Annotated in this window: 16 protein-coding genes; 6 read left to right on the top strand and 10 right to left on the bottom strand. The window is 36.8% G+C overall.

Going from position 1 to position 20,281, the window contains the following annotated elements; translation table 11 throughout:
• Positions 1-1,548: a glycoside hydrolase family 3 C-terminal domain-containing protein gene (locus tag FK004_RS15230; RefSeq protein ID WP_420358901.1), complete on the top strand. Its 1,548-nt coding sequence runs from the start codon at positions 1-3 to the stop codon at positions 1,546-1,548.
• 120 nt (positions 1,549-1,668) lie between these two features.
• On the opposite strand, the gene istB (FK004_RS15225) is transcribed toward FK004_RS15230, so the two are convergent.
• From istB (FK004_RS15225) to FK004_RS15200, 6 genes are all read right to left on the bottom strand, one after another.
• Entirely contained in the window at positions 1,669-2,406 is a 738-nt protein-coding gene (gene istB, locus FK004_RS15225; protein ID WP_056251131.1) for an IS21-like element helper ATPase IstB, read from the bottom strand.
• A 16-nt stretch (positions 2,407-2,422) separates the two neighbouring features.
• Positions 2,423-3,970 (bottom strand): IS21 family transposase, encoded by a 1,548-nt coding sequence (gene istA, locus FK004_RS15220; protein ID WP_108735486.1) that lies wholly within the window; start codon positions 3,968-3,970, stop codon positions 2,423-2,425.
• Between the two features lie 151 nt (positions 3,971-4,121).
• Positions 4,122-6,089 (bottom strand): hypothetical protein, encoded by a 1,968-nt coding sequence (locus FK004_RS15215; RefSeq protein WP_157956126.1) that lies wholly within the window; start codon positions 6,087-6,089, stop codon positions 4,122-4,124.
• Complete coding sequence (gene dptG / locus FK004_RS15210; protein ID WP_108738021.1) at positions 6,037-7,509, bottom strand: DNA phosphorothioation-dependent restriction protein DptG; 1,473 nt, start codon at positions 7,507-7,509, stop codon at positions 6,037-6,039. The genes FK004_RS15215 and dptG overlap by 53 nt, the downstream gene beginning before the upstream one ends.
• A complete protein-coding gene (gene dptF, locus FK004_RS15205) occupies positions 7,506-9,248 on the bottom strand; it encodes a DNA phosphorothioation-dependent restriction protein DptF (protein ID WP_108738020.1) in 1,743 nt (580 codons plus the stop codon). The genes dptG and dptF overlap by 4 nt, the downstream gene beginning before the upstream one ends.
• Positions 9,249-9,319: 71 nt before the next feature.
• Positions 9,320-9,532, bottom strand: coding sequence for a helix-turn-helix domain-containing protein (locus FK004_RS15200; protein ID WP_108738019.1), 213 nt, complete (start codon positions 9,530-9,532; stop codon positions 9,320-9,322).
• A gap of 438 nt (positions 9,533-9,970) precedes the next feature.
• Here FK004_RS15200 and istA (FK004_RS15195) point away from each other — a divergent pair, with 438 nt between their 5' ends.
• The 3 genes from istA (FK004_RS15195) (at position 9,971) to FK004_RS15185 (ending at position 12,969) form a co-directional block, all read left to right on the top strand.
• A complete protein-coding gene (gene istA, locus FK004_RS15195; protein ID WP_108735486.1) occupies positions 9,971-11,518 on the top strand; it encodes an IS21 family transposase in 1,548 nt (515 codons plus the stop codon).
• Between the two features lie 16 nt (positions 11,519-11,534).
• Positions 11,535-12,272, top strand: a complete 738-nt coding sequence (gene istB / locus FK004_RS15190) for an IS21-like element helper ATPase IstB (RefSeq protein WP_056251131.1) — start codon at positions 11,535-11,537, stop codon at positions 12,270-12,272.
• Positions 12,273-12,432: 160 nt separating this feature from the next.
• Positions 12,433-12,969, top strand: coding sequence for a TolC family protein (locus FK004_RS15185; RefSeq protein ID WP_227871621.1), 537 nt, complete (start codon positions 12,433-12,435; stop codon positions 12,967-12,969).
• Positions 12,970-13,011: 42 nt separating this feature from the next.
• On the opposite strand, the gene FK004_RS15180 is transcribed toward FK004_RS15185, so the two are convergent.
• Positions 13,012-13,788: an EcsC family protein gene (locus tag FK004_RS15180; protein WP_108738018.1), complete on the bottom strand. Its 777-nt coding sequence runs from the start codon at positions 13,786-13,788 to the stop codon at positions 13,012-13,014.
• Positions 13,789-13,849: 61 nt separating this feature from the next.
• Positions 13,850-14,770 carry a bestrophin family protein gene (locus FK004_RS15175; protein ID WP_108738017.1) on the bottom strand — a complete coding sequence of 307 codons (921 nt, stop codon included), beginning with the start codon at positions 14,768-14,770 and terminating at the stop codon, positions 13,850-13,852.
• A gap of 294 nt (positions 14,771-15,064) precedes the next feature.
• On the opposite strand from FK004_RS15175, the gene FK004_RS15170 reads away from it, so the two are divergent.
• Positions 15,065-15,733, top strand: a complete 669-nt coding sequence (locus FK004_RS15170) for a hypothetical protein (protein WP_108738016.1) — start codon at positions 15,065-15,067, stop codon at positions 15,731-15,733.
• Between the two features lie 100 nt (positions 15,734-15,833).
• Here the strand turns inward: FK004_RS15170 and clpB are convergent, their stop codons facing one another.
• Positions 15,834-18,446, bottom strand: coding sequence for an ATP-dependent chaperone ClpB (clpB, locus tag FK004_RS15165; protein WP_108738015.1), 2,613 nt, complete (start codon positions 18,444-18,446; stop codon positions 15,834-15,836).
• Between the two features lie 127 nt (positions 18,447-18,573).
• On the opposite strand from clpB, the gene ytxJ reads away from it, so the two are divergent.
• Entirely contained in the window at positions 18,574-18,978 is a 405-nt protein-coding gene (ytxJ, locus tag FK004_RS15160) for a bacillithiol system redox-active protein YtxJ (RefSeq protein WP_108738014.1), read from the top strand.
• Here ytxJ and FK004_RS15155 read toward each other — a convergent pair.
• On the bottom strand, positions 18,975-20,210 hold the full coding sequence (locus FK004_RS15155) for an MFS transporter (RefSeq protein ID WP_108738013.1): 1,236 nt from the start codon (positions 20,208-20,210) through the stop codon (positions 18,975-18,977). The genes ytxJ and FK004_RS15155 overlap by 4 nt on opposite strands.
• Positions 20,211-20,281: the final 71 nt, after the last annotated feature.

Here is a 20,281-nt window from a genome sequence, read left to right as displayed (position 1 = left end):
CTGTTTACACAAAATTTCGACCAGTCTCGTAACCGGATGTATAACGATTACTTTTATCCCTATAAAGCAGCTGTGGAAGCAGGTGTAGGAAGTGTGATGGCTTCTTTTAATGTGGTGGATGGCGTTCCAGCACACGGTAATAAATGGCTGTTGACCGAAGTATTGCGCGACCAATGGAAATTCAATGGGTTTACCGTTGCCGATTATGGTGGGGTAAGTGAAATGGTCAACCATGGTTTGGGTGATATCAAAAGCGTATCCGAACTGGCCCTAAAAGCAGGGCTTGATATGGATATGGTAAGCGAAGGCTTTATCTCTTCTTTCAAGCAATCGGTTGCTGAAGGCAAAGTGAGTATGGCCCAGGTCGATAATGCCTGCCGCCGTATTTTGGAAGCCAAATACAAATTGGGATTATTTGCAGATCCGTATAAATATTGTAATGCTTCCCGTGCAAAAAAAGAAATTTATACCAAGGAAAACCGGGCAATAGCACGCCAGACAGCAGCAGAAAGTTTTGTATTGCTAAAGAATGAAGGGAATATGCTTCCTTTGGCTAAAAAACAGACGATTGCTGTAATAGGCCCATTAGCCAATACCCGTTCCAACATGCCGGGTACCTGGAGTGTAGCAGCAAAATTAGATAATCCGGCTACAGTAGTAGAAGGATTACAGGCGGTTGCCGGGAAGAATACCACCATATTATATGCAAAAGGCAGTAACCTGACCAGTGATCCGGTACTGGAGAAGCATTCCACGATGTTCAATCGCGAGCTGCATCGTGATGCCACCAGTGAAGAAGCGCTGCGGGCAGAAGCATTGGCAATTGCAGCCAAAGCAGACGTTATCGTAGCTGCAATGGGTGAAGCCTCTGAAATGAGTGGCGAATCCAGCAGCCGTACCGATATTGGAATTCCAGATGTACAACAACGCTTACTGAAAGAGTTATTAAAAACAGGAAAACCGGTAGTCTTAGTATTGTTTACCGGAAGGCCAATGACCTTAGTCTGGGAAGACGAAAATGTACCGGCAATACTGAATGTATGGTTCGGCGGAAGTGAAGCGGCTTATGCTATTGGAGATGTTTTATTTGGAAACGTTAACCCAGGCGGGAAATTACCATCTACATTCCCACGCAGTGTAGGGCAAATCCCATTGTACTACAATCATTACAGCACCGGTCGCCCGGCATCGGATAATGGATTCGAAAAATTCCGAAGCAATTACCTGGATGAAAAGAATGCACCATTATATCCTTTTGGCTACGGACTGAGCTATACTCAATTTTCGTACAGCCCAATCACACTGAATGCAACCACGATGAACAGTACCGGCACCATTACGGCATCGGTTACCGTTACCAATACAGGTAAAACAGGCGGAGTGGAAGTAGTGCAGTTGTACCTGAGGGATTTGGTAGGCACGATAAGCCGTCCGGTAAAAGAGCTAAAAGGATTTGAAAAGATACAGCTCAAAGCAGGAGAATCAAAAACAGTAACGTTTACCATTACTGCAAATTCCGGTTATATTGATCACCCCATTCCGTTTTAAAGTGAGCACCTGATTCCAGTTCAAAATGACCACCTAATTCCGGTGCAAAGTGAGCACCTCCGTTTTGATTAAAAACTATATTTTTTCATCTGTTAATTAGTATTCAAATATAATAAAATATCACTCTTTGTTTATTCCTCTTTTCTTTCTCATGGATTCTCCATGTAATTCAAGCCTATGAGATTGGTGTATAAGTCTGTCTAATATTGCATCGGCTATCGTTTTTTCTCCAATTATATCATACCAGCCTTGAACTGGTATTTGTGATGTCACGATTATAGAGCCGTTATTATGCCTGTCCTCTATGATCTCTAAAAGAGTAATTCGGTTATGGCTGTCAAGTGCCTGGAGTCCAAAATCATCAAGTATTATAACATCCTGTCTTTGTATTTTGGTAAGTTCCCGTAGATAAGTACCATCTGCTTTAGCCATTTTTAGTCTAGCGAACAATTTTGAGGTATTAAAATAACTTACCTTAAAACCCTGTATACAGGCTTGATAACCTAATGCAGTACCTAAATAACTTTTACCGACACCGGTGCTTCCAGTGATTAAAATGTTTTCGTTTTTCTCTATAAATTCGCATTCTGCCAGACGCAGTACCATGTTTCGGTCCAGGTTACGTGATACATCAAAATTGATACTTTCAATATTTGATTTGTAATGGAATTTGGCATTAGTGATACTTCGTTCAATACGACGATTGTACCTTTCATCCCATTCTGCATCAATAATCATCGATACAAACTGGTCAAGGGTATAATGATCTGTTTTCCCGCTTTCAATGGCTGTTTTAAAAGCATTAAACATGCCATAAAGCTTCATTTGTTTCATTTTGGTTACTGTGGATTCATTCATTTTTTCAAGATTTAATTTAGTTATAATAGTGTTTTCCTCTTATGTTACTGTGATCGGGAAGTTCCTGCTCAGGTTCTTGATCAAAATCAATATGATCCAAGTTGTTTTCTAAAATGTTTTGTATGGTCTTAAAATTGTAAATTTTAAAATCAAGTGCCCGCCTGCAGGCATTTATTAATCGCTGTCTGCCTACCTTTTTTTCAAAATTCAGTATTCCTAAACAGCTTTTATAAGCCTGTTCTGGATGATTTCTGCTTTCGATTATCTGCATTATATATTCTCCTACTGACTCATCAATATTATTAGCCCATTCAATGAAGCGGGCAGCACTCCATTGGGCTACAAATTGATGTGTACTGGCTAAATGCTCAGGAGTTGTTGTATAGACATAAGGTTTGTAGTTTCTTGGATGTACAGCTATTCGATTGTATTTATAATAAATCTCTACTGTTGATTTGGTATATAACAGCTTGGCTTTCTTCTTTACATATTGATACGGAACGCTGTAATAGTTTTTGTCCTGGCTTAATTGAACATGACCGTTTTGCATTACTGTTGCAAAAGACTGGTATTTAATTTCAAAACGATCTTGTGGGAGTGGACGCAGTTTTTCTTTCTCGTCTTCTAAAAATAATTCAAAGCGGGAATAAGGGCGTCCTGTCAGTTTTCTGTTATTGTGAGAGTCAAGTAAATCCCAGATCTGCTGGTTTAATTCTTCCAGAGAAAAGAACTTAGTTTCTTTTATGGTTACATAAATCCTTCGATATAATATCTTAACAGCTCCTTCAACTAGTGACTTGTCTCTGGGCCTGTAAGCTCTGGCAGGTAAAATTGTGGTTTCGTAATGTTCTGCTAAATCAGCCAGGGTTTCATTGATTGTCGGTTCAAAACGACTGCTTTTTATTACGGCAGATTTTAAATTATCTGGAACAATGGCGGCAGGAGTGCCTTCAAAAAAGCGCATGGCATTTTCTACCGAGTCAACAAAGTTTTCCTTTTGCTGGCTCATGGAAGCTTCAGCATACGTGTATTGGCTAGCGCCCAATATTGCTACAAAAAATTGTACTTCTTTGACTTCTCCAGTATCTATATCAATAATTGAGAGTGTCTTTCCGGCATAATCAACATACATTTTATCACCAGCCTTATGGTTCATATGCATGACCGGATTAACTCGTTTGCCCCATATATTGTAATGATAATGAAATTGTGAAGTTCGATAACCATCAGGATTTACAGCAATATATTGTTCCCACATATGCTGTACGGTAACGCCAACTTTTTTTAGTTCACGTTCCATTTTAGGAAAAAAATCATAAAGTGTCTGTAATCTCGGGCTAATGGCCTCTACACTAGTCTGGGAGAATAAAAGTTCCAGCTCTGCATCGGTTTTTTGGTCGATTAATTCAAAGCTTAATTCGAGAACTTCAAATAAAGAAATATATTTCTTTACCGTATTTCTTGAAAGGGATAAGTAGCTACTTATAAATAACTTACTCTTTCCATTACAATAGAATTTAATTACTTTTCTAATTTTACTCATGTCTGTTATTTTGTTTGCCATAATCCGTAAATTTTTAACGAATGTATGGTTCTAACAACATGAAAAAATCAATAGTTTTTAATACTTAATTCACCACAAAACTTGGTGGTCAATTTGCTCCGGAATTAGGTGGTCAGTTTGCTCCGGAACGGGTGGTCAATTTACTCCGGAATTAGGTGGTCAAATTGACCGGTTTTTCCACCTTAACCACCCCTAACCATAAAAGATTTTTTTGTTTATAGGTTAACGGCTTGTTTTCCTCTAACTGTTCCAACTGCATTATGAAGCAGCTAACATATTCTAATGCAATTTGCTTCAGTTCCTCATTCAGGTATACTAAACTAGGCTGGGTTTCTTTAGTTTTGTAATAAGCTTTGAGTTTATTAAAAGCTAATTTCATGTCATCACTTAACTCCAAGTCATTAATTGAAATGCTATTTTCATTTCCTAAGAGCCAGGAATATCCTTCAGAATTTATAATCTGTTCTTCCTGAATCAAATTATTTCTAAATTCACCACTAACTGTTTTTTCATTATTTTTAAACAGCAACTTAATTATATTCCCTTCTTTTTTGTACTTAAAATCAAGGCAATTAACTCTTTTTTCTTTCCATACATCAAGTCCAGAAATTGGTTTTGGTGCCTCAAAATCTGTCTTGAAAGCAATAGGTATTATAACGTCAAATAATTCTATTTTAAAATGAATTAGATCTTCTTGAGCCAGTGAATAATCGTTGTTTATTATTAATTTATTATCTTCTTTTATTTGAAAAGTTTTGTTCAAACTTAAAAGTTCTGTAATAGGTATTTCACCATCAGGATTAAAAACTAATGATGAACTTTCCTTTATTTGGAGGTAAGAGTTCGATTTTTGTATGTTTAACTGAAAGTTTCCTTCAAATTGCGAAATAATATCTGGCTTAAATGGTAGGTGCAATATCTTAATTACATATTTTTTATCTGTTTCAGAATCTTTGTACTCAATCAAAGTAAATAAGTTCTGAGCATCAAATTCTTTAAACTCTAAAACGACACTAAATCCGCTATTAGTTGCACTAATGTTTTTTGAACCTAGCTTAATGCTAAGGCCTTCTTTTTTTATAAATTGATCATATTTTACATTTATTTTGAATGGAAGTTCCAATGGAGGATTAAACACAATAATGTTTACATTCCTCTTTTTAGATGCTGAATCACCATCGGTATTGTACCATATGGTTTGAAGTAAATTGTCCCCTTCAATATTTTGAAATACAGGTGGCGCTTTCTCTTTCTCCTTATCCATCCATTTAACTATTTCCGAATAATCAAAGTCATGCCAGTCCTCTTTTATAATTCTGGTAAGCGCGGTACTCGGTAAATCTTGTTCTAAATCTGAAGCAGGATTACCGTTTAAAAAAATATTTTCAAATTTTTCATAAAGACTAAAGTTACTAGTCAAATCTTTTGAAAGGTCTCCATGTTTACTGCCTAATTCTTCTTGCGGGAAAAGCCCTAAAAACCGATAATCTTTTAAATCAATTGTGCCTTTTTGCAGTGAATTAATGACTTGTTCATAATCAAAAATAGAGTTATTATCTTCAACAACACTTTTTGTTTTTCTATCTAATACAGATTTTAAAATTTGCTTCTCGTACTTTTTTAAGGTAGCACTATTTTCAATATCATATTCAATTTGATTTTTAAATCTTGAATAATGCAAAGGCATTCCTTCTTTAATTAAACTACTACTGCCGCCTAGCAAACTATCCAATTTTCCGCTAAATAAAATTAGAATAGCAGTTCCTTCAAAAAGATCATTTTGGTCAGCTACTTTATTTCTAAGCATGGTAAAGTAATCCTCAGACGCAAAAGTACTGGAAGCTATAATTACTTTAGTATCGCCAATTAATAGACAACAAGTAGTGTAAGCTTCACCTCCTTCAGGATGAGTATATGAAAATGGTTGAATAGTTACCGTTGAAGTATGTTCCAACGACTCATAAAGAAATTCAATATTTTCCTTGTCTTCCAGATATAGATTGAAACGGTCCCCAGGTTGGATTTTCTGGGATTTAAAATATCCGATTATTAAATTCGAAACATATTTATATAGTTGACTTGACGTATTGTGCATCTCCGCTATCACTTTTTTTCTCAATTAAATTAATTTTTTCAAACAATTTGGTAATTTCCAATTTTGTCGTTTCATCAAAGACAATTCCTCTGTCTTTTAATTTATCCCACAATGTTTTTAATCGGATCTTATCTTCGCTTCCGATGCATATTCTTGTTAAGAACAATAAAAGTTCTTGTGATAAAACCGTTGTATTACCTAATCTACCTCTGAACTTAGTATAATTTACTTTTCCAAACTGGGAGTACCACTTTGAATAGTCGCCATAAGGTTTACTCCTGGACGAGTTTTCAAATTGATATTTTATTTTAAACCAAAGTGAATAAATACCCTTAAGGATATTATCTGAAAGATTGTTATAAAATAGATCAAGTTCTAATAAACGGTCACAATCTGCCCAGTTTTTTCCTGTATCAAAAACAGTAATATTTTCTGTGTAAAAAATGATTAATTCATTTAAACAATCTTGAAATTTCTCTTTTTCATCAGGACTAAAGCTGTTGCAAATATTTATAATGTTTTGATAGTCTTCAACTGGTTTTTCATCAACATAGATATAATTTAACAATTCTATAGTGTTTACATGTGCAAAAACAGATTCTGAAGATTTGTTTAATTGCTTCCAACCAACTGTATGACTTAGTAATCTGGTTTCTGATATAGTTTCCCAATCCATTGTGTAATAGATAGGTTTTATTCTTGCTTTTGCAATACCAAAATCATTAAAACGAAGTATTAACTGGCTTAAATAATGAAAATAATAATATTTAAAAAAGTCTTCAACGTGTTTTAATAGAAAAGAACTATTTTTTGCTAAAAATGCAAAGTCCTCTACAAACCGCTCCTTTATCTCTGGAAATAAATTATGATATGTTAAACCCTTTGATTTAGATGTTAAAACTGATAGTTCAGGTAAACATTGAAGTATTAATTGATGTAATATGTTTTCATGATTTGTATCCTGATCTAAACTATTTGGATCAAAATTGTCATTTAAAAAAATATCAAAAATAAATTTTGAAACTTCTTTTATGGCGTTATTAGAATTTATAAAATTCATATAAGAAAGAGTCTTAATGTTGAATTTTATTAATCCATTTTCTTCATCAAAGAATATTTTGGAAAGCATGTTTTTTAATTCCTCAATATTTTGAGTTTCGACTTTAGAAATGGCTTTTTTTACAATAATTTCTTTAAGCTCAATCTTGAAAGAACTATCAGTTTGTTTCAATTCAACCTGTGATTTGTTATTTAAAATTCTAAATAATTCACCAATAATACCTTGAAAGGATTTAAAATCTTCAGTAAAAGTATCACCACTGGGATTCGTTTTAAATGGCAATAATCTTATTTGATTTCCAGTGACATGACTAAAAGTTTTGTTTTTAAAATATCTTTTTTCAAGACTGTTTGATCCGGATTTATTTAATTCTATTTGCATCATATCACTTGGAATTTATAGCCGCTAAAAGCGTCTTTGGAAAATTTGTAATCAACCGGTTTTCCAATGTTAACTTCGTCAATATACAATGCCGCTTTATTGTTGTTCTGATTGATTAAAATATTGATAGAATTAACAAAATAAACATAGTTATTGTTGTCTTTTTTATTAGGCCTATATCCTTGCGAAATCATTTTCAGTATTTTAAACAAACTGAAATCGACATGAACCCTTATGGTTTCTCTTTCATTATTTATTTTAAAGGATAAAGAAAATTCTTGTGTAAATTTATTAACTAAGGAATCCTTTTTTTCTTTTAACGGATTCACATCTGGAATGACTTCAAAATCTTTAAATACTCTATATTGAGTTTGTTTTTTTCCAACATTAATAACTACTTTATCATCTGCTTTTGGATCCCCATTCCAATTCCTGGCCGCATTTTCAACAAGGTTATATATCTTTTTAATGTAAATAGGGTTATGATTGTTATAATGGAAGAGCCAAACTAAATACTCATTATAATCAGTGTCTTTCAAATAATCTTTTTCAAAGTAGTTACTAAAATAGTTTAACCTCATAAAGAATCGAGAGAGGTCAGGTTTTGAAATTGTTACCTTTATTAGTTTTGGTTCAATTTTCTCCAAATATGTTTTTTCAATATGCTTTGAAAAAACATCAAGTGCATTCTCTGCATTTATCAAGGTTAATAATACATCATCGGTAGCAGCATCTCTATGAAGACAAGGGTCCAAACTCTCAATTTTTTCAAATAAACTGGAAAGCTCCGGATGCTCAAATAAATAGTTAGGAATTAAATTTGAAATATATTGAGGACCATTCATTCTTTCGATTACTTTGAAATAATCAGCTTCATTAAAAACAGATAGATCAACTGGGACAATTATATCATATACAAAGTTTAATAAAGTACGGATTGATACTATTTCTTTACTTTTAATTATGGATTTTACTATCAGTTGTGATATGATATTTCTGTTGTTTTCACTAAATAGAAATTCATAATTGTATAGTATTGGACAACATACTTTGTTCGAATTAATAACTTTATACTCCAGGTAGGCTTTATGTATTGCGTTTGCTTCATTAGTAGCAACTATTTTTTCAAGTAGGGTAGAAATGACTTTAGAGGTAGGCCCATTTTCAGTCAGTGAATACATATGATAATCAGTAAAATTCACATGGTGAAAATTGCTTTTGCTATCAAATTCATCATCATGAATTAAATCTGTATCTAATATTTTACTTGATGAAATATAGTTTTTTAAGATTTTAAATTCTTCACCAAATTCTTCAATAAACTTACTTAAAGTACCTAAATTGATTGCCAGAATAATTTTGTCTTTTGAAGCAGTTATATTCTCATCCTTAAATCCGTGTAATAATTTATAAAGCGTTTCATTGGAAGATTCATTAGGGTTATGCGATTCTGTTGCATCATTATGAATTCTAAATTGTGAGATAACACTTTTAAGCTCATCATGCAGATGCGAAAGTATATGTGATTTTCCATCACCAACATTGCCACAAACAAGCAATAATTGAGCATCATCTTTTTCACTTGCTTTTGAGATGATTTTTTTTAATTTTTTCTCAACGTCTCGCTCAACATGTAGATACTTTTTAAATTCATTTAAATTTGAATAAGCACCTTGCGCCACAGCGTACTTTGACGAATCCCTCAGCTTTTTTAATTCTTCTAGTAATGGATTTAATGACATTGAATTTTTATTAGATTAAATGTGGCTAAAATGCAGAATATGTCCCAAAATTTGACAATACGATTCAATGCTTATAAGCTGTTTGTCAAATCAGAGATGGTAAGTTGAAAAGCTTTTGCTATTTTCTCTATTACAATAATTGAAACATTTCGCTTTCCACTTTCTATACCAGGAATGTAAGTTCTGTCTAAATCAGCGAGTTCAGCAAGTTTTTCTTGAGAATATCCCTTTGAGATTCTTAATGCTTTTATTTTTGCGCCAAATTTTATTCTAACATCTTCCATATAGCCAAAATCGCATTTAGTAGACAATTGTACAATAGACGACTGTCAACTATCTAATAAAATAATTGCGTAGATAATAAAAAAATTTAAGTATACTGTTCGGCTTTTTTTTATCGAAAATAAGATTTAACTGTAAAATTATCTATTGCCCGTAGGTGCATCCATTTGACATATCAAGCCAAACAATTCCAAAAAAAGACATTACGTTTAAGGACGACTGCTCCTTAATTAATTTTATTGCGTAACCAAATTGGTAATTGGAAAAACCGGTCAATTTGACCACCTAATTCCGGAGTAAATTGACCACCCGTTCCGGAGCAAACTGACCACCTAATTCCGGAGCAAATTGACCACCAAGTTTTGTGGTGAATTAAGTATTAAAAACTATTGATTTTTTCATGTTGTTAGAACCATACATTCGTTAAAAATTTACGGATTATGGCAAACAAAATAACAGACATGAGTAAAATTAGAAAAGTAATTAAATTCTATTGTAATGGAAAGAGTAAGTTATTTATAAGTAGCTACTTATCCCTTTCAAGAAATACGGTAAAGAAATATATTTCTTTATTTGAAGTTCTCGAATTAAGCTTTGAATTAATCGACCAAAAAACCGATGCAGAGCTGGAACTTTTATTCTCCCAGACTAGTGTAGAGGCCATTAGCCCGAGATTACAGACACTTTATGATTTTTTTCCTAAAATGGAACGTGAACTAAAAAAAGTTGGCGTTACCGTACAGCATATGTGGGAACAATATATTGCTGTAAATCCTGATGGTTATCGAACTTCACAATTTCATTATCATTACAATATATGGGGCAAACGAGTTAATCCGGTCATGCATATGAACCATAAGGCTGGTGATAAAATGTATGTTGATTATGCCGGAAAGACACTCTCAATTATTGATATAGATACTGGAGAAGTCAAAGAAGTACAATTTTTTGTAGCAATATTGGGCGCTAGCCAATACACGTATGCTGAAGCTTCCATGAGCCAGCAAAAGGAAAACTTTGTTGACTCGGTAGAAAATGCCATGCGCTTTTTTGAAGGCACTCCTGCCGCCATTGTTCCAGATAATTTAAAATCTGCCGTAATAAAAAGCAGTCGTTTTGAACCGACAATCAATGAAACCCTGGCTGATTTAGCAGAACATTACGAAACCACAATTTTACCTGCCAGAGCTTACAGGCCCAGAGACAAGTCACTAGTTGAAGGAGCTGTTAAGATATTATATCGAAGGATTTATGTAACCATAAAAGAAACTAAGTTCTTTTCTCTGGAAGAATTAAACCAGCAGATCTGGGATTTACTTGACTCTCACAATAACAGAAAACTGACAGGACGCCCTTATTCCCGCTTTGAATTATTTTTAGAAGACGAGAAAGAAAAACTGCGTCCACTCCCACAAGATCGTTTTGAAATTAAATACCAGTCTTTTGCAACAGTAATGCAAAACGGTCATGTTCAATTAAGCCAGGACAAAAACTATTACAGCGTTCCGTATCAATATGTAAAGAAGAAAGCCAAGCTGTTATATACCAAATCAACAGTAGAGATTTATTATAAATACAATCGAATAGCTGTACATCCAAGAAACTACAAACCTTATGTCTATACAACAACTCCTGAGCATTTAGCCAGTACACATCAATTTGTAGCCCAATGGAGTGCTGCCCGCTTCATTGAATGGGCTAATAATATTGATGAGTCAGTAGGAGAATATATAATGCAGATAATCGAAAGCAGAAATCATCCAGAACAGGCTTATAAAAGCTGTTTAGGAATACTGAATTTTGAAAAAAAGGTAGGCAGACAGCGATTAATAAATGCCTGCAGGCGGGCACTTGATTTTAAAATTTACAATTTTAAGACCATACAAAACATTTTAGAAAACAACTTGGATCATATTGATTTTGATCAAGAACCTGAGCAGGAACTTCCCGATCACAGTAACATAAGAGGAAAACACTATTATAACTAAATTAAATCTTGAAAAAATGAATGAATCCACAGTAACCAAAATGAAACAAATGAAGCTTTATGGCATGTTTAATGCTTTTAAAACAGCCATTGAAAGCGGGAAAACAGATCATTATACCCTTGACCAGTTTGTATCGATGATTATTGATGCAGAATGGGATGAAAGGTACAATCGTCGTATTGAACGAAGTATCACTAATGCCAAATTCCATTACAAATCAAATATTGAAAGTATCAATTTTGATGTATCACGTAACCTGGACCGAAACATGGTACTGCGTCTGGCAGAATGCGAATTTATAGAGAAAAACGAAAACATTTTAATCACTGGAAGCACCGGTGTCGGTAAAAGTTATTTAGGTACTGCATTAGGTTATCAAGCCTGTATACAGGGTTTTAAGGTAAGTTATTTTAATACCTCAAAATTGTTCGCTAGACTAAAAATGGCTAAAGCAGATGGTACTTATCTACGGGAACTTACCAAAATACAAAGACAGGATGTTATAATACTTGATGATTTTGGACTCCAGGCACTTGACAGCCATAACCGAATTACTCTTTTAGAGATCATAGAGGACAGGCATAATAACGGCTCTATAATCGTGACATCACAAATACCAGTTCAAGGCTGGTATGATATAATTGGAGAAAAAACGATAGCCGATGCAATATTAGACAGACTTATACACCAATCTCATAGGCTTGAATTACATGGAGAATCCATGAGAAAGAAAAGAGGAATAAACAAAGAGTGATATTTTATTATATTTGAATACTAATTAACAGATGAAAAAATATAGTTTTTAATCAAAACGGAGGTGCTCACTTTGCACCGGAATTAGGTGGTCATTTTGAACTGGAATCAGGTGCTCACTTTAAAACGGAATGGGGTGATCAATATAACCGGAATTTGCAGTGCAGGAAGCAGAATACCAGCTGCGGTATTATTTTGAAATGATTAATACTGCGAAAACGTACTTTTACCCGTCCCTTACAATTACGGCACAAGGAGGATTATCAGACGAAAAGTTATCTGATTTTTTCAATACTTCTACGTTATTCGGAAATATCATCGGTGGACTCACTCAGCCTATTTTTAATAAAGGGCTGAATAAACAACGATTGGAAATTGCCAAAGCGCAGCAACAGGAATATTTAGCGACCCTCAAAAAGACTTTGCTGACCGCAGGTAATGAAGTATCAAATGCGTTGTATGATTATGAAGCGGCTTCGGAAAAAATAACGATACGTACCCAACAGCTTTTGTTTTTGCAGAAATCGGTGGATTATACCAAAGCCTTACTAAAATATACTGCAAATACGAATTATACAGATGTACTGACTTCTGAGCAAAGCCTTCTGGCAGCACAATTAAGCAGTATCAGCGATCGGTTACAGCAATTACAGGCCGTAGTGGATTTATACCGTAGCCTGGGTGGTGGATGGCGTTGATACAGACTTTAGATAATAAAGCACCAATCTAATAGATTGATGTTATGCAATGGCATATTCGTGGGCAACGGTTTCCGGTCCGTATTTACGTTCGAGGCGGCGCACGATAAAATGACCACGGGCCATATTTTGGAAATGATTGATAAAAACGGTATTAATGATCGCACCACCAGCTGCTCCAATAATTGGAATGGCCTGTGCTGCTGCTTTTTCCGTGATCTGGATACTGAAGCGTTCGGCTGCTTTGGCAATAAAACGCATCAATAACGGTGAACCTTGCTCGGTAATTCCTTTTTCCAAAATTTGCCGGGCCGATCCTGAAAGCGTACGGCTGAGTGCGGCACGAACGGCAAAATAACCCGCTTCGGCAGCATCATCAGTAGCGGAAGTTCCGCCAAGGGCAAAGACTTCAATACAGGCGAGTTTTGTTTGCAGGTCACTCAGGTTTTCCCCTTCACTACGGGCAATATCGGCAATAGAGCGCATCATCAGTGTTGTGGTAATGGGCAATTCTACCGCAAGGGCAGCAATACCAAAGAATCCGCCAAGGCCTCCTGTAATGGCAACAGATACCTTGTGCAGGTAATCAGACGATTTTTTAGCACTGGGATCTTTCATGCTGAATATGGCAATCTCGCTGGATTTCAACAAGGCTTTATTTACCACATCGGCGACTTTACTGTTCCAGTTCTCGGGTAGCATACTAATCCCTTTTTCGATTGGAGTACCGATAAGGCTTGTAAGTTGGGAAGCAATCCCGGGATTTTCAAGGTAATATTTGGCCTTCTCTAGGTCGGCACGTTCTATTTCAGTCATCATAGTCTTGTATTTAGGTAGTATAGTTGCATTCCGCTGCGAACCGAAAAGGAAAATATCGGGATTACATGATGTAAAAACCGTTGGCTTTAATAGGTTCAGGAATGGTATCAGGATCTTCTTTTAGAATTTCCCTAATATTGATTTCTATCGTACGGGCAATAGAAGTCATTGCCGTGTCGGTAGGTTTATTCTGAAAAGGGTTTTGCATGTGTCGGGAGGATTTCTCCACCAAGAAAAATGTCGAAGCAAAAAGCATTAGTGTTGGTATTTCAAACAGTCCCATACTTTCTACCAATGAAATGGATAGCAATGTCAGGAACAGGTAAATGAAAAAATGGATAAACTGGCTGTACGTCGAAGGGAATACCGTGTTTTTAATACGTTCGGCGGCTCCCATAGAGTCAACAAGTCGTACCATCGTTGCATTGAGCTGTACTTCCTGGAAGTCGTTGATGGCATCCTGGTTGTGCAATTCTTTAAGGTCTTTATAATGTTTCATAATTAAAAACAACGGCTTGTTGTTATGGCGACGCATTTCCAGCATGTCCTCTCCGGCCACAAAACATTCAATATCATCAATCGCATTGTGGTCTTTTCGCAACGATTGCCCCAGGCAATAGCCCCAGCCGATCTGACGGTAAGCGATATTTTTATACAGTGCTTTAATATTGTCGTCCCTGAAAGAAGTATCTTTCACAAAACCTTTTAATTGTAATATAAGGCTACGGGAGTCATTTACAATTGATCCCCATATTTTACGGGCTTCCCACCAACGGTCATACGCCTGGTTCAGACGAAAAGCTAGCAGGAGTGAGATGGTGGTTCCTAAAACGGTAGGTAATGTAATCGGAATTTTAGGAAGATATGGGGCATAAAAATGCTTGACGGTATGAAAGATAATCGAGATGATGAAAACCCTGAGGATATCTTTTTTAACTTTATTGAAGAGGTAAGTAAAAGGGATCTTGGTTTCTAATAGCATAAAATGAGGTAAATTTGTTAAAGTGTTATGTAAAGATAAACAGTTCTAAGGGAACTTACCCGGTAGGAATAGTATTTTTAAGAATATATTAATGTTGAAAACCTGGGTGAAAACAAATTTCAAATTTTATCTTTACGGCATAAAAAATGCTATTCTTCACAGTACAAACCAAATAGCTTTGTGAATGTGAAAGCGGTGTTAATACTGGCTCTTTTAAAATATAGCCCCCTGCAAGCCCATTTTTTTTGTCTATTTTAGGCTTGAATTTTTAATTCAGTTAAAATTAAAACAGTTATGAAACTTATATTTTCAGCAATTATACTTCTTTGTGCAGTCTTTCAGGCATCGGCACAGTTTGATACAGGAACGAAATCCCTGTCCATTCCGCCTATAAAAAGCACGGCTAAGCCTGCTACTACAACACCGCCAACCACTACATCCAATACTCCGTCGTTGTTTGGCGGGGCAACAAAACCGCAGCCCTCATTAGGAACCTACCAGATTGGCAAAAAGAATGACAATGTTATGTTGCAAAATAATACAATGGTGAGTTCCGGAATAATGTATGAAGACAAGTTACAGAATAGTTTACCAAAAGGAGAAGGGGATGACTCCAAAGAATACCGCAGGAATCAATACCTGGGTGACTTTAAGAGTAAAACCAAGTCCATCAAGGTGAAATACAGGGACTTTGGAGCAGTTGATGGTGATTTAATAAAAATCTATGTAAATGATGTTGTCATCAAAGATGTTGTAGCACTGGATAGCGATTTTCAGGGATTTGACCTGGAATTGGTACCTGGATTCAATAAAATTGTATTTGAAGCACTGAATCAGGGAACTTCCGGGCCTAATACTGCCGAATTTCAGGTTCGGGATGATAAAGGCAACCTGATTTCGGGTGACCAGTGGAACCTGGCCACGGGATTTAAAGCCACCATTATCGTAGTGAAAGAGGAGTAGCGACTTTTTTACTTTGAGACTGCTATAAATGGTGAAAGGCACCAACTTCTTTCGAAACTGATGCCTTCCGGTGATAAACCAAACCAACCAAATAAAAATCTTATAGACGTTCTTCTTTTACAAGATCGGTCTGATTCCTAAAAACGAGTTTCCCATCGAAACTATCCAATAGGATAATGCTTTCTGTGGTAACTTTCCCGGATAAAATCTCCTTGGAAAGTTCGTTTAGAACCTCTTTTTGTACTACTCTTTTCACAGGACGTGCTCCAAATTGCGGGTCATATCCTTTTTTGGCTAAATATTCAATTGCTTCTGGTGTGGCGTCGAGCGTGATGCTCTGTAATGCCAGCATTTTAGTAATTGATTTTAGTTGCAGGCCAACGATTTCTTTAATATTATCCTGGTTCAGCGGAGTGAACATTACGATGTCGTCAATCCTGTTGATAAATTCCGGACGTACGGTTTGTTTTAGTAATGCGAGCACTTCAACCTTGGCCAGCTCAATTGCAGCTTCTACGCTACCTTTCATGTTGTCAAATTTCTCTTGTATGATCTGGCTTCCCATATTGGAAGTCATAATGATGATTGTATTCTTAAAATCAGCCAATCGTCCTTTATTATCAGTCAGGCGGCCTTCATCCAATACCTGCAATAAGATATTAAAAGTATCGGGATGCGCTTTTTCGATTTCATCCAGTAACACTACAGAATATGGTTTTCTACGAACGGCTTCTGTCAACTGACCACCTTCATCATAACCAACATATCCCGGAGGTGCGCCTACAAGGCGGCTCACACTGTGACGTTCCTGATACTCACTCATATCAATACGGGTCATAGCACTTTCATCATCAAAAAGATAAGAGGCCAGTGCTTTTGCCAATTCTGTTTTTCCGACTCCGGTAGTTCCCAGGAATAGGAATGAACCAATAGGTTTCTTTATATCCTGTAATCCTGCACGGCTTCTTCGTACGGCATCACTTACTGCCTCAATCGCTTCTTCCTGTCCAACAACCCTTTTGTGGAGCTCTTCTTCCAGATGCAGCAATTTTTCACGCTCGCCCTGTAGCATTTTCATGACTGGAATTCCGGTCCATTTAGCTACTACTTCAGCGATATCTTCACGCGTTACTTCTTCTTTGATAAGGGAGTGTCCCTCGTTAGCAGCCAGGTTTTTCTGTAATTCATCCAGTTGTTCCTGTGCTTCTTTTATTTTTCCGTAACGGAGTTCGGCTACTTTACCGTAATCGCCCTCACGTTCTGCTTTTTCGGCTTCTATTTTATAATTTTCAATGCCTGTTTTTGCTGCCTGGATTTGGTCTACCACATCCTTTTCGCTTTTCCATTTGGCATAAATCTCGTTCCGATCCTCTTTCAGGTTGGCCAATTCAATTCCCAAAGATTTCAATTTCGGTTCGTCATCTTCCCGTTTGATCGCTTCAATCTCGATTTCGAGTTGCATGATCTTACGGTCAAGGACGTCCAGTTCTTCCGGTTTGGAGTTGATTTCCATTCGGAGTTTGGAAGCGGCTTCGTCCATCAGGTCAATCGCTTTGTCCGGTAGGAAACGATTGGTAATATAGCGTTGCGAAAGTTCTACCGCAGCAATAATTGCATCATCTTTAATTCGCACCTGGTGATGGGTCTCATATTTTTCCTTAATTCCACGTAAGATAGAGATCGCACTTTCGGTATCGGGCTCATCCACAAGGATTTTCTGGAATCGACGCTCTAATGCTTTGTCATTTTCAAAATACTTTTGGTATTCATCCAGGGTAGTCGCACCAATAGCTCTTAATTCACCTCTCGCTAAGGCAGGTTTCAGTATGTTGGCAGCGTCCATAGCACCTTCACCACCACCGGCTCCAACAAGGGTATGGATCTCATCGATAAAAAGTACGATATCGCCATTGGCATTCGTAACCTCTTTCACTACCGATTTCAATCGTTCCTCAAATTCACCTTTGTACTTGGCTCCGGCAATTAATGCCCCCATGTCCAGTGAAAAGACAATTTTGTCCTTCAGGTTTTCAGGCACATCACCGTCTACAATCCTGTGGGCCAATCCTTCTGCGATAGCAGTTTTACCCACTCCGGGTTCTCCCACCAGCATCGGGTTATTTTTAGTACGTCGGGAAAGGATTTGTAAAACCCTCCTGATTTCTTCATCACGCCCAATTACCGGATCCAGTTTTCCGTCCTTCGCCAGTTGGTTCAGGTTTTTGGCAAACTTATTCAGCGAATTGTAATTTTCTTCTGCAGAAGCTGAGGTTACCCTTTCGCCTTTGCGTAATTCTTCAATTGCGGCTTTTAGCCCTTTTTCAGTCACACCCTGATCTTTCAGGATTTGTGCGACTTTACTTTTTGATTTGAATATGGCCAGTAATAAATGCTCAATCGAAACGAATTCATCATTCATCTTCATAGCAATAGTGCTGGCTTCATTTAACGTCGCCGAAGCATCACGGGAAAGCATAATATCGCCTCCGGATACTTTAGGGAAGCTTTGTAATGTACTGTCCAGAATTTGTTGGAACAGTCCTATATTTACGTTTAATTTTTTAAGTAGGAAAGGCGTAACATTCTCATCAACTTCAAAAATAGCTTTTACGATATGCTCATTTTCGATCTGCTGATGACCAAAATTTTGGGCAATCTGTTGTGCCTTTTGTAAAGCTTCCTGAGATTTTATGGTAAAATTATTAAAGTTCATAAATTATATATTTAAATTTGATTCCTATAGTTCAATTTATGTTCCAAGTACTAGATTATGACAATAAGTCTGAATTTTAGTAAAAAAGCCAAAAATAAACCGACAAAAAGTCATAAAATATGTCATTATGAGTATATTCAATAAAATATTCGGAGATTCTGATAGTAAAGGTACGCCACAAAATAGGATTAATTGGACACAATTAACACAATTAAAACAATTAGACGAAGCAGTAGAAGTTTCAAATTTGCAGATTGTTGTGTTTTTTAAGCACAGTACCCGCTGTAGTATCAGCCGTATGGCGTTAAAACAATTCGAATCGCATTATAAACTTTCTGAGGAAGAAGTGAAACCTTACTTTTTAGATTTGTTAAGCCACCGCGATATTTCGAATGCGATTGCCGAACGATTTGGCGTAGAACATCAGTCACCACAATTGATCGCGATCAAAGATGGAAAATGTATTTACACCGTGTCGCATAGTGATATTGATGCCGAGGAATTACAGGTAAGGGTAGCGGAAGCGAATTAATTATTCGCCTTTTGCCCGGTTTCTTTCAGGATTAGCGCAAGAATGATGGAAACCCCGATACAGATGATCCAAAACATACCAGCGCCACGGAAATGGGCTTCCTGATCGGTAACGGTTTGTAGTGTATTTCCATACAGGTAGCTGAATAAAGGTCCTAAAAGGGAAGTAACACCAAACGTCAGGAAATTAATGGCTCCGGTAGCGCTTCCCTTTACTTTGTCCGGATTACTTTCTTTGATCACAGAATAAGGGATCATGGCTGCACCCGAAGCAACACCTAACAGGAAAGTACTGATATAAGCAGGATACAGTTCCGGAAGGTATAACAGTTGCAGCAGGCTCAGAATCATCATGATGGCACCACCGATCAGTACAGGTTTCCTACGCCCGATTTTATCAGCAATCCATCCCATTAACGGACATCCCAATACCCATCCCATGGCAACAAAAGCACTTACCAATGTGGCAGATTGGAAATCCATGTGGCGGTCTTTTTGGAAAAAAGCAACTCCCCAGGTCATGGCAAATACTGTAGTAGGGGCAAATAATAATCCGGATATCGCACCGCATAAATAACTCTGGACGTTGGAGAATACAATTTTATAAGGTGTTAGCAGCCCTGAATCTTCTTTATGTGTGGCCAACTCTGTTTTTTCAGCTGGGGTAATGAATAGGATAAATATCCCAATTCCAATCACGAGGATGCCAATCCCAATCCAGAAAAAAGGAAGCGACATCCCGTTTTTAATGGCTGGTCCCACGAGGAACTGACCCGCTGAACCTCCGAGCATACCGAGACATTGGGTCGCCCCGATAGCAGTTGCCAGTTTGCGGGGTGAAAATGCGCGGGATGCTAAGTATACGCAGGCAGGAAAAGCCATAGCAGATCCGGCTCCCTGTAGTAATCGTCCGGCATATCCGGTGTAATGGCTTGAGATTGCAAATACAACGCAACCCAATCCAACAACGATAGTACCGATAGTTAAGGGGTATTTTGCGCCGGCTTTATCCAATGCAATTCCCGCCACAAGGCTGGTTACGGAATAGGTGAGGTAATACATTCCAATAATAGCCCCAACATTGGCGGTATTGGTCGTGAAAGCCACAGAAAGTTCCGGAATCATGACACTGGGTGCCGATCGTATTGCATATTCTAAAAGATAAAATATCAATCCTAATGCCCAGGCAATGATGTATGGGTTTTTGGTAACTGTTTTCTGGTCCTGGTGCATATGTGTGTTTTTAGTCCGGGCAGTTTCCCGTAGGCGACTATCCGTTTTTGTTTAGGAAGTATAAATTTACG

The sequence above is a fragment of the Flavobacterium kingsejongi genome, assembly GCF_003076475.1.
Classification (GTDB): Bacteria; Bacteroidota; Bacteroidia; order Flavobacteriales; family Flavobacteriaceae; genus Flavobacterium; species Flavobacterium kingsejongi.
Note: the sequence above shows the minus strand (reverse complement) of the source record. Positions and strands in the feature narration are given on the sequence as shown.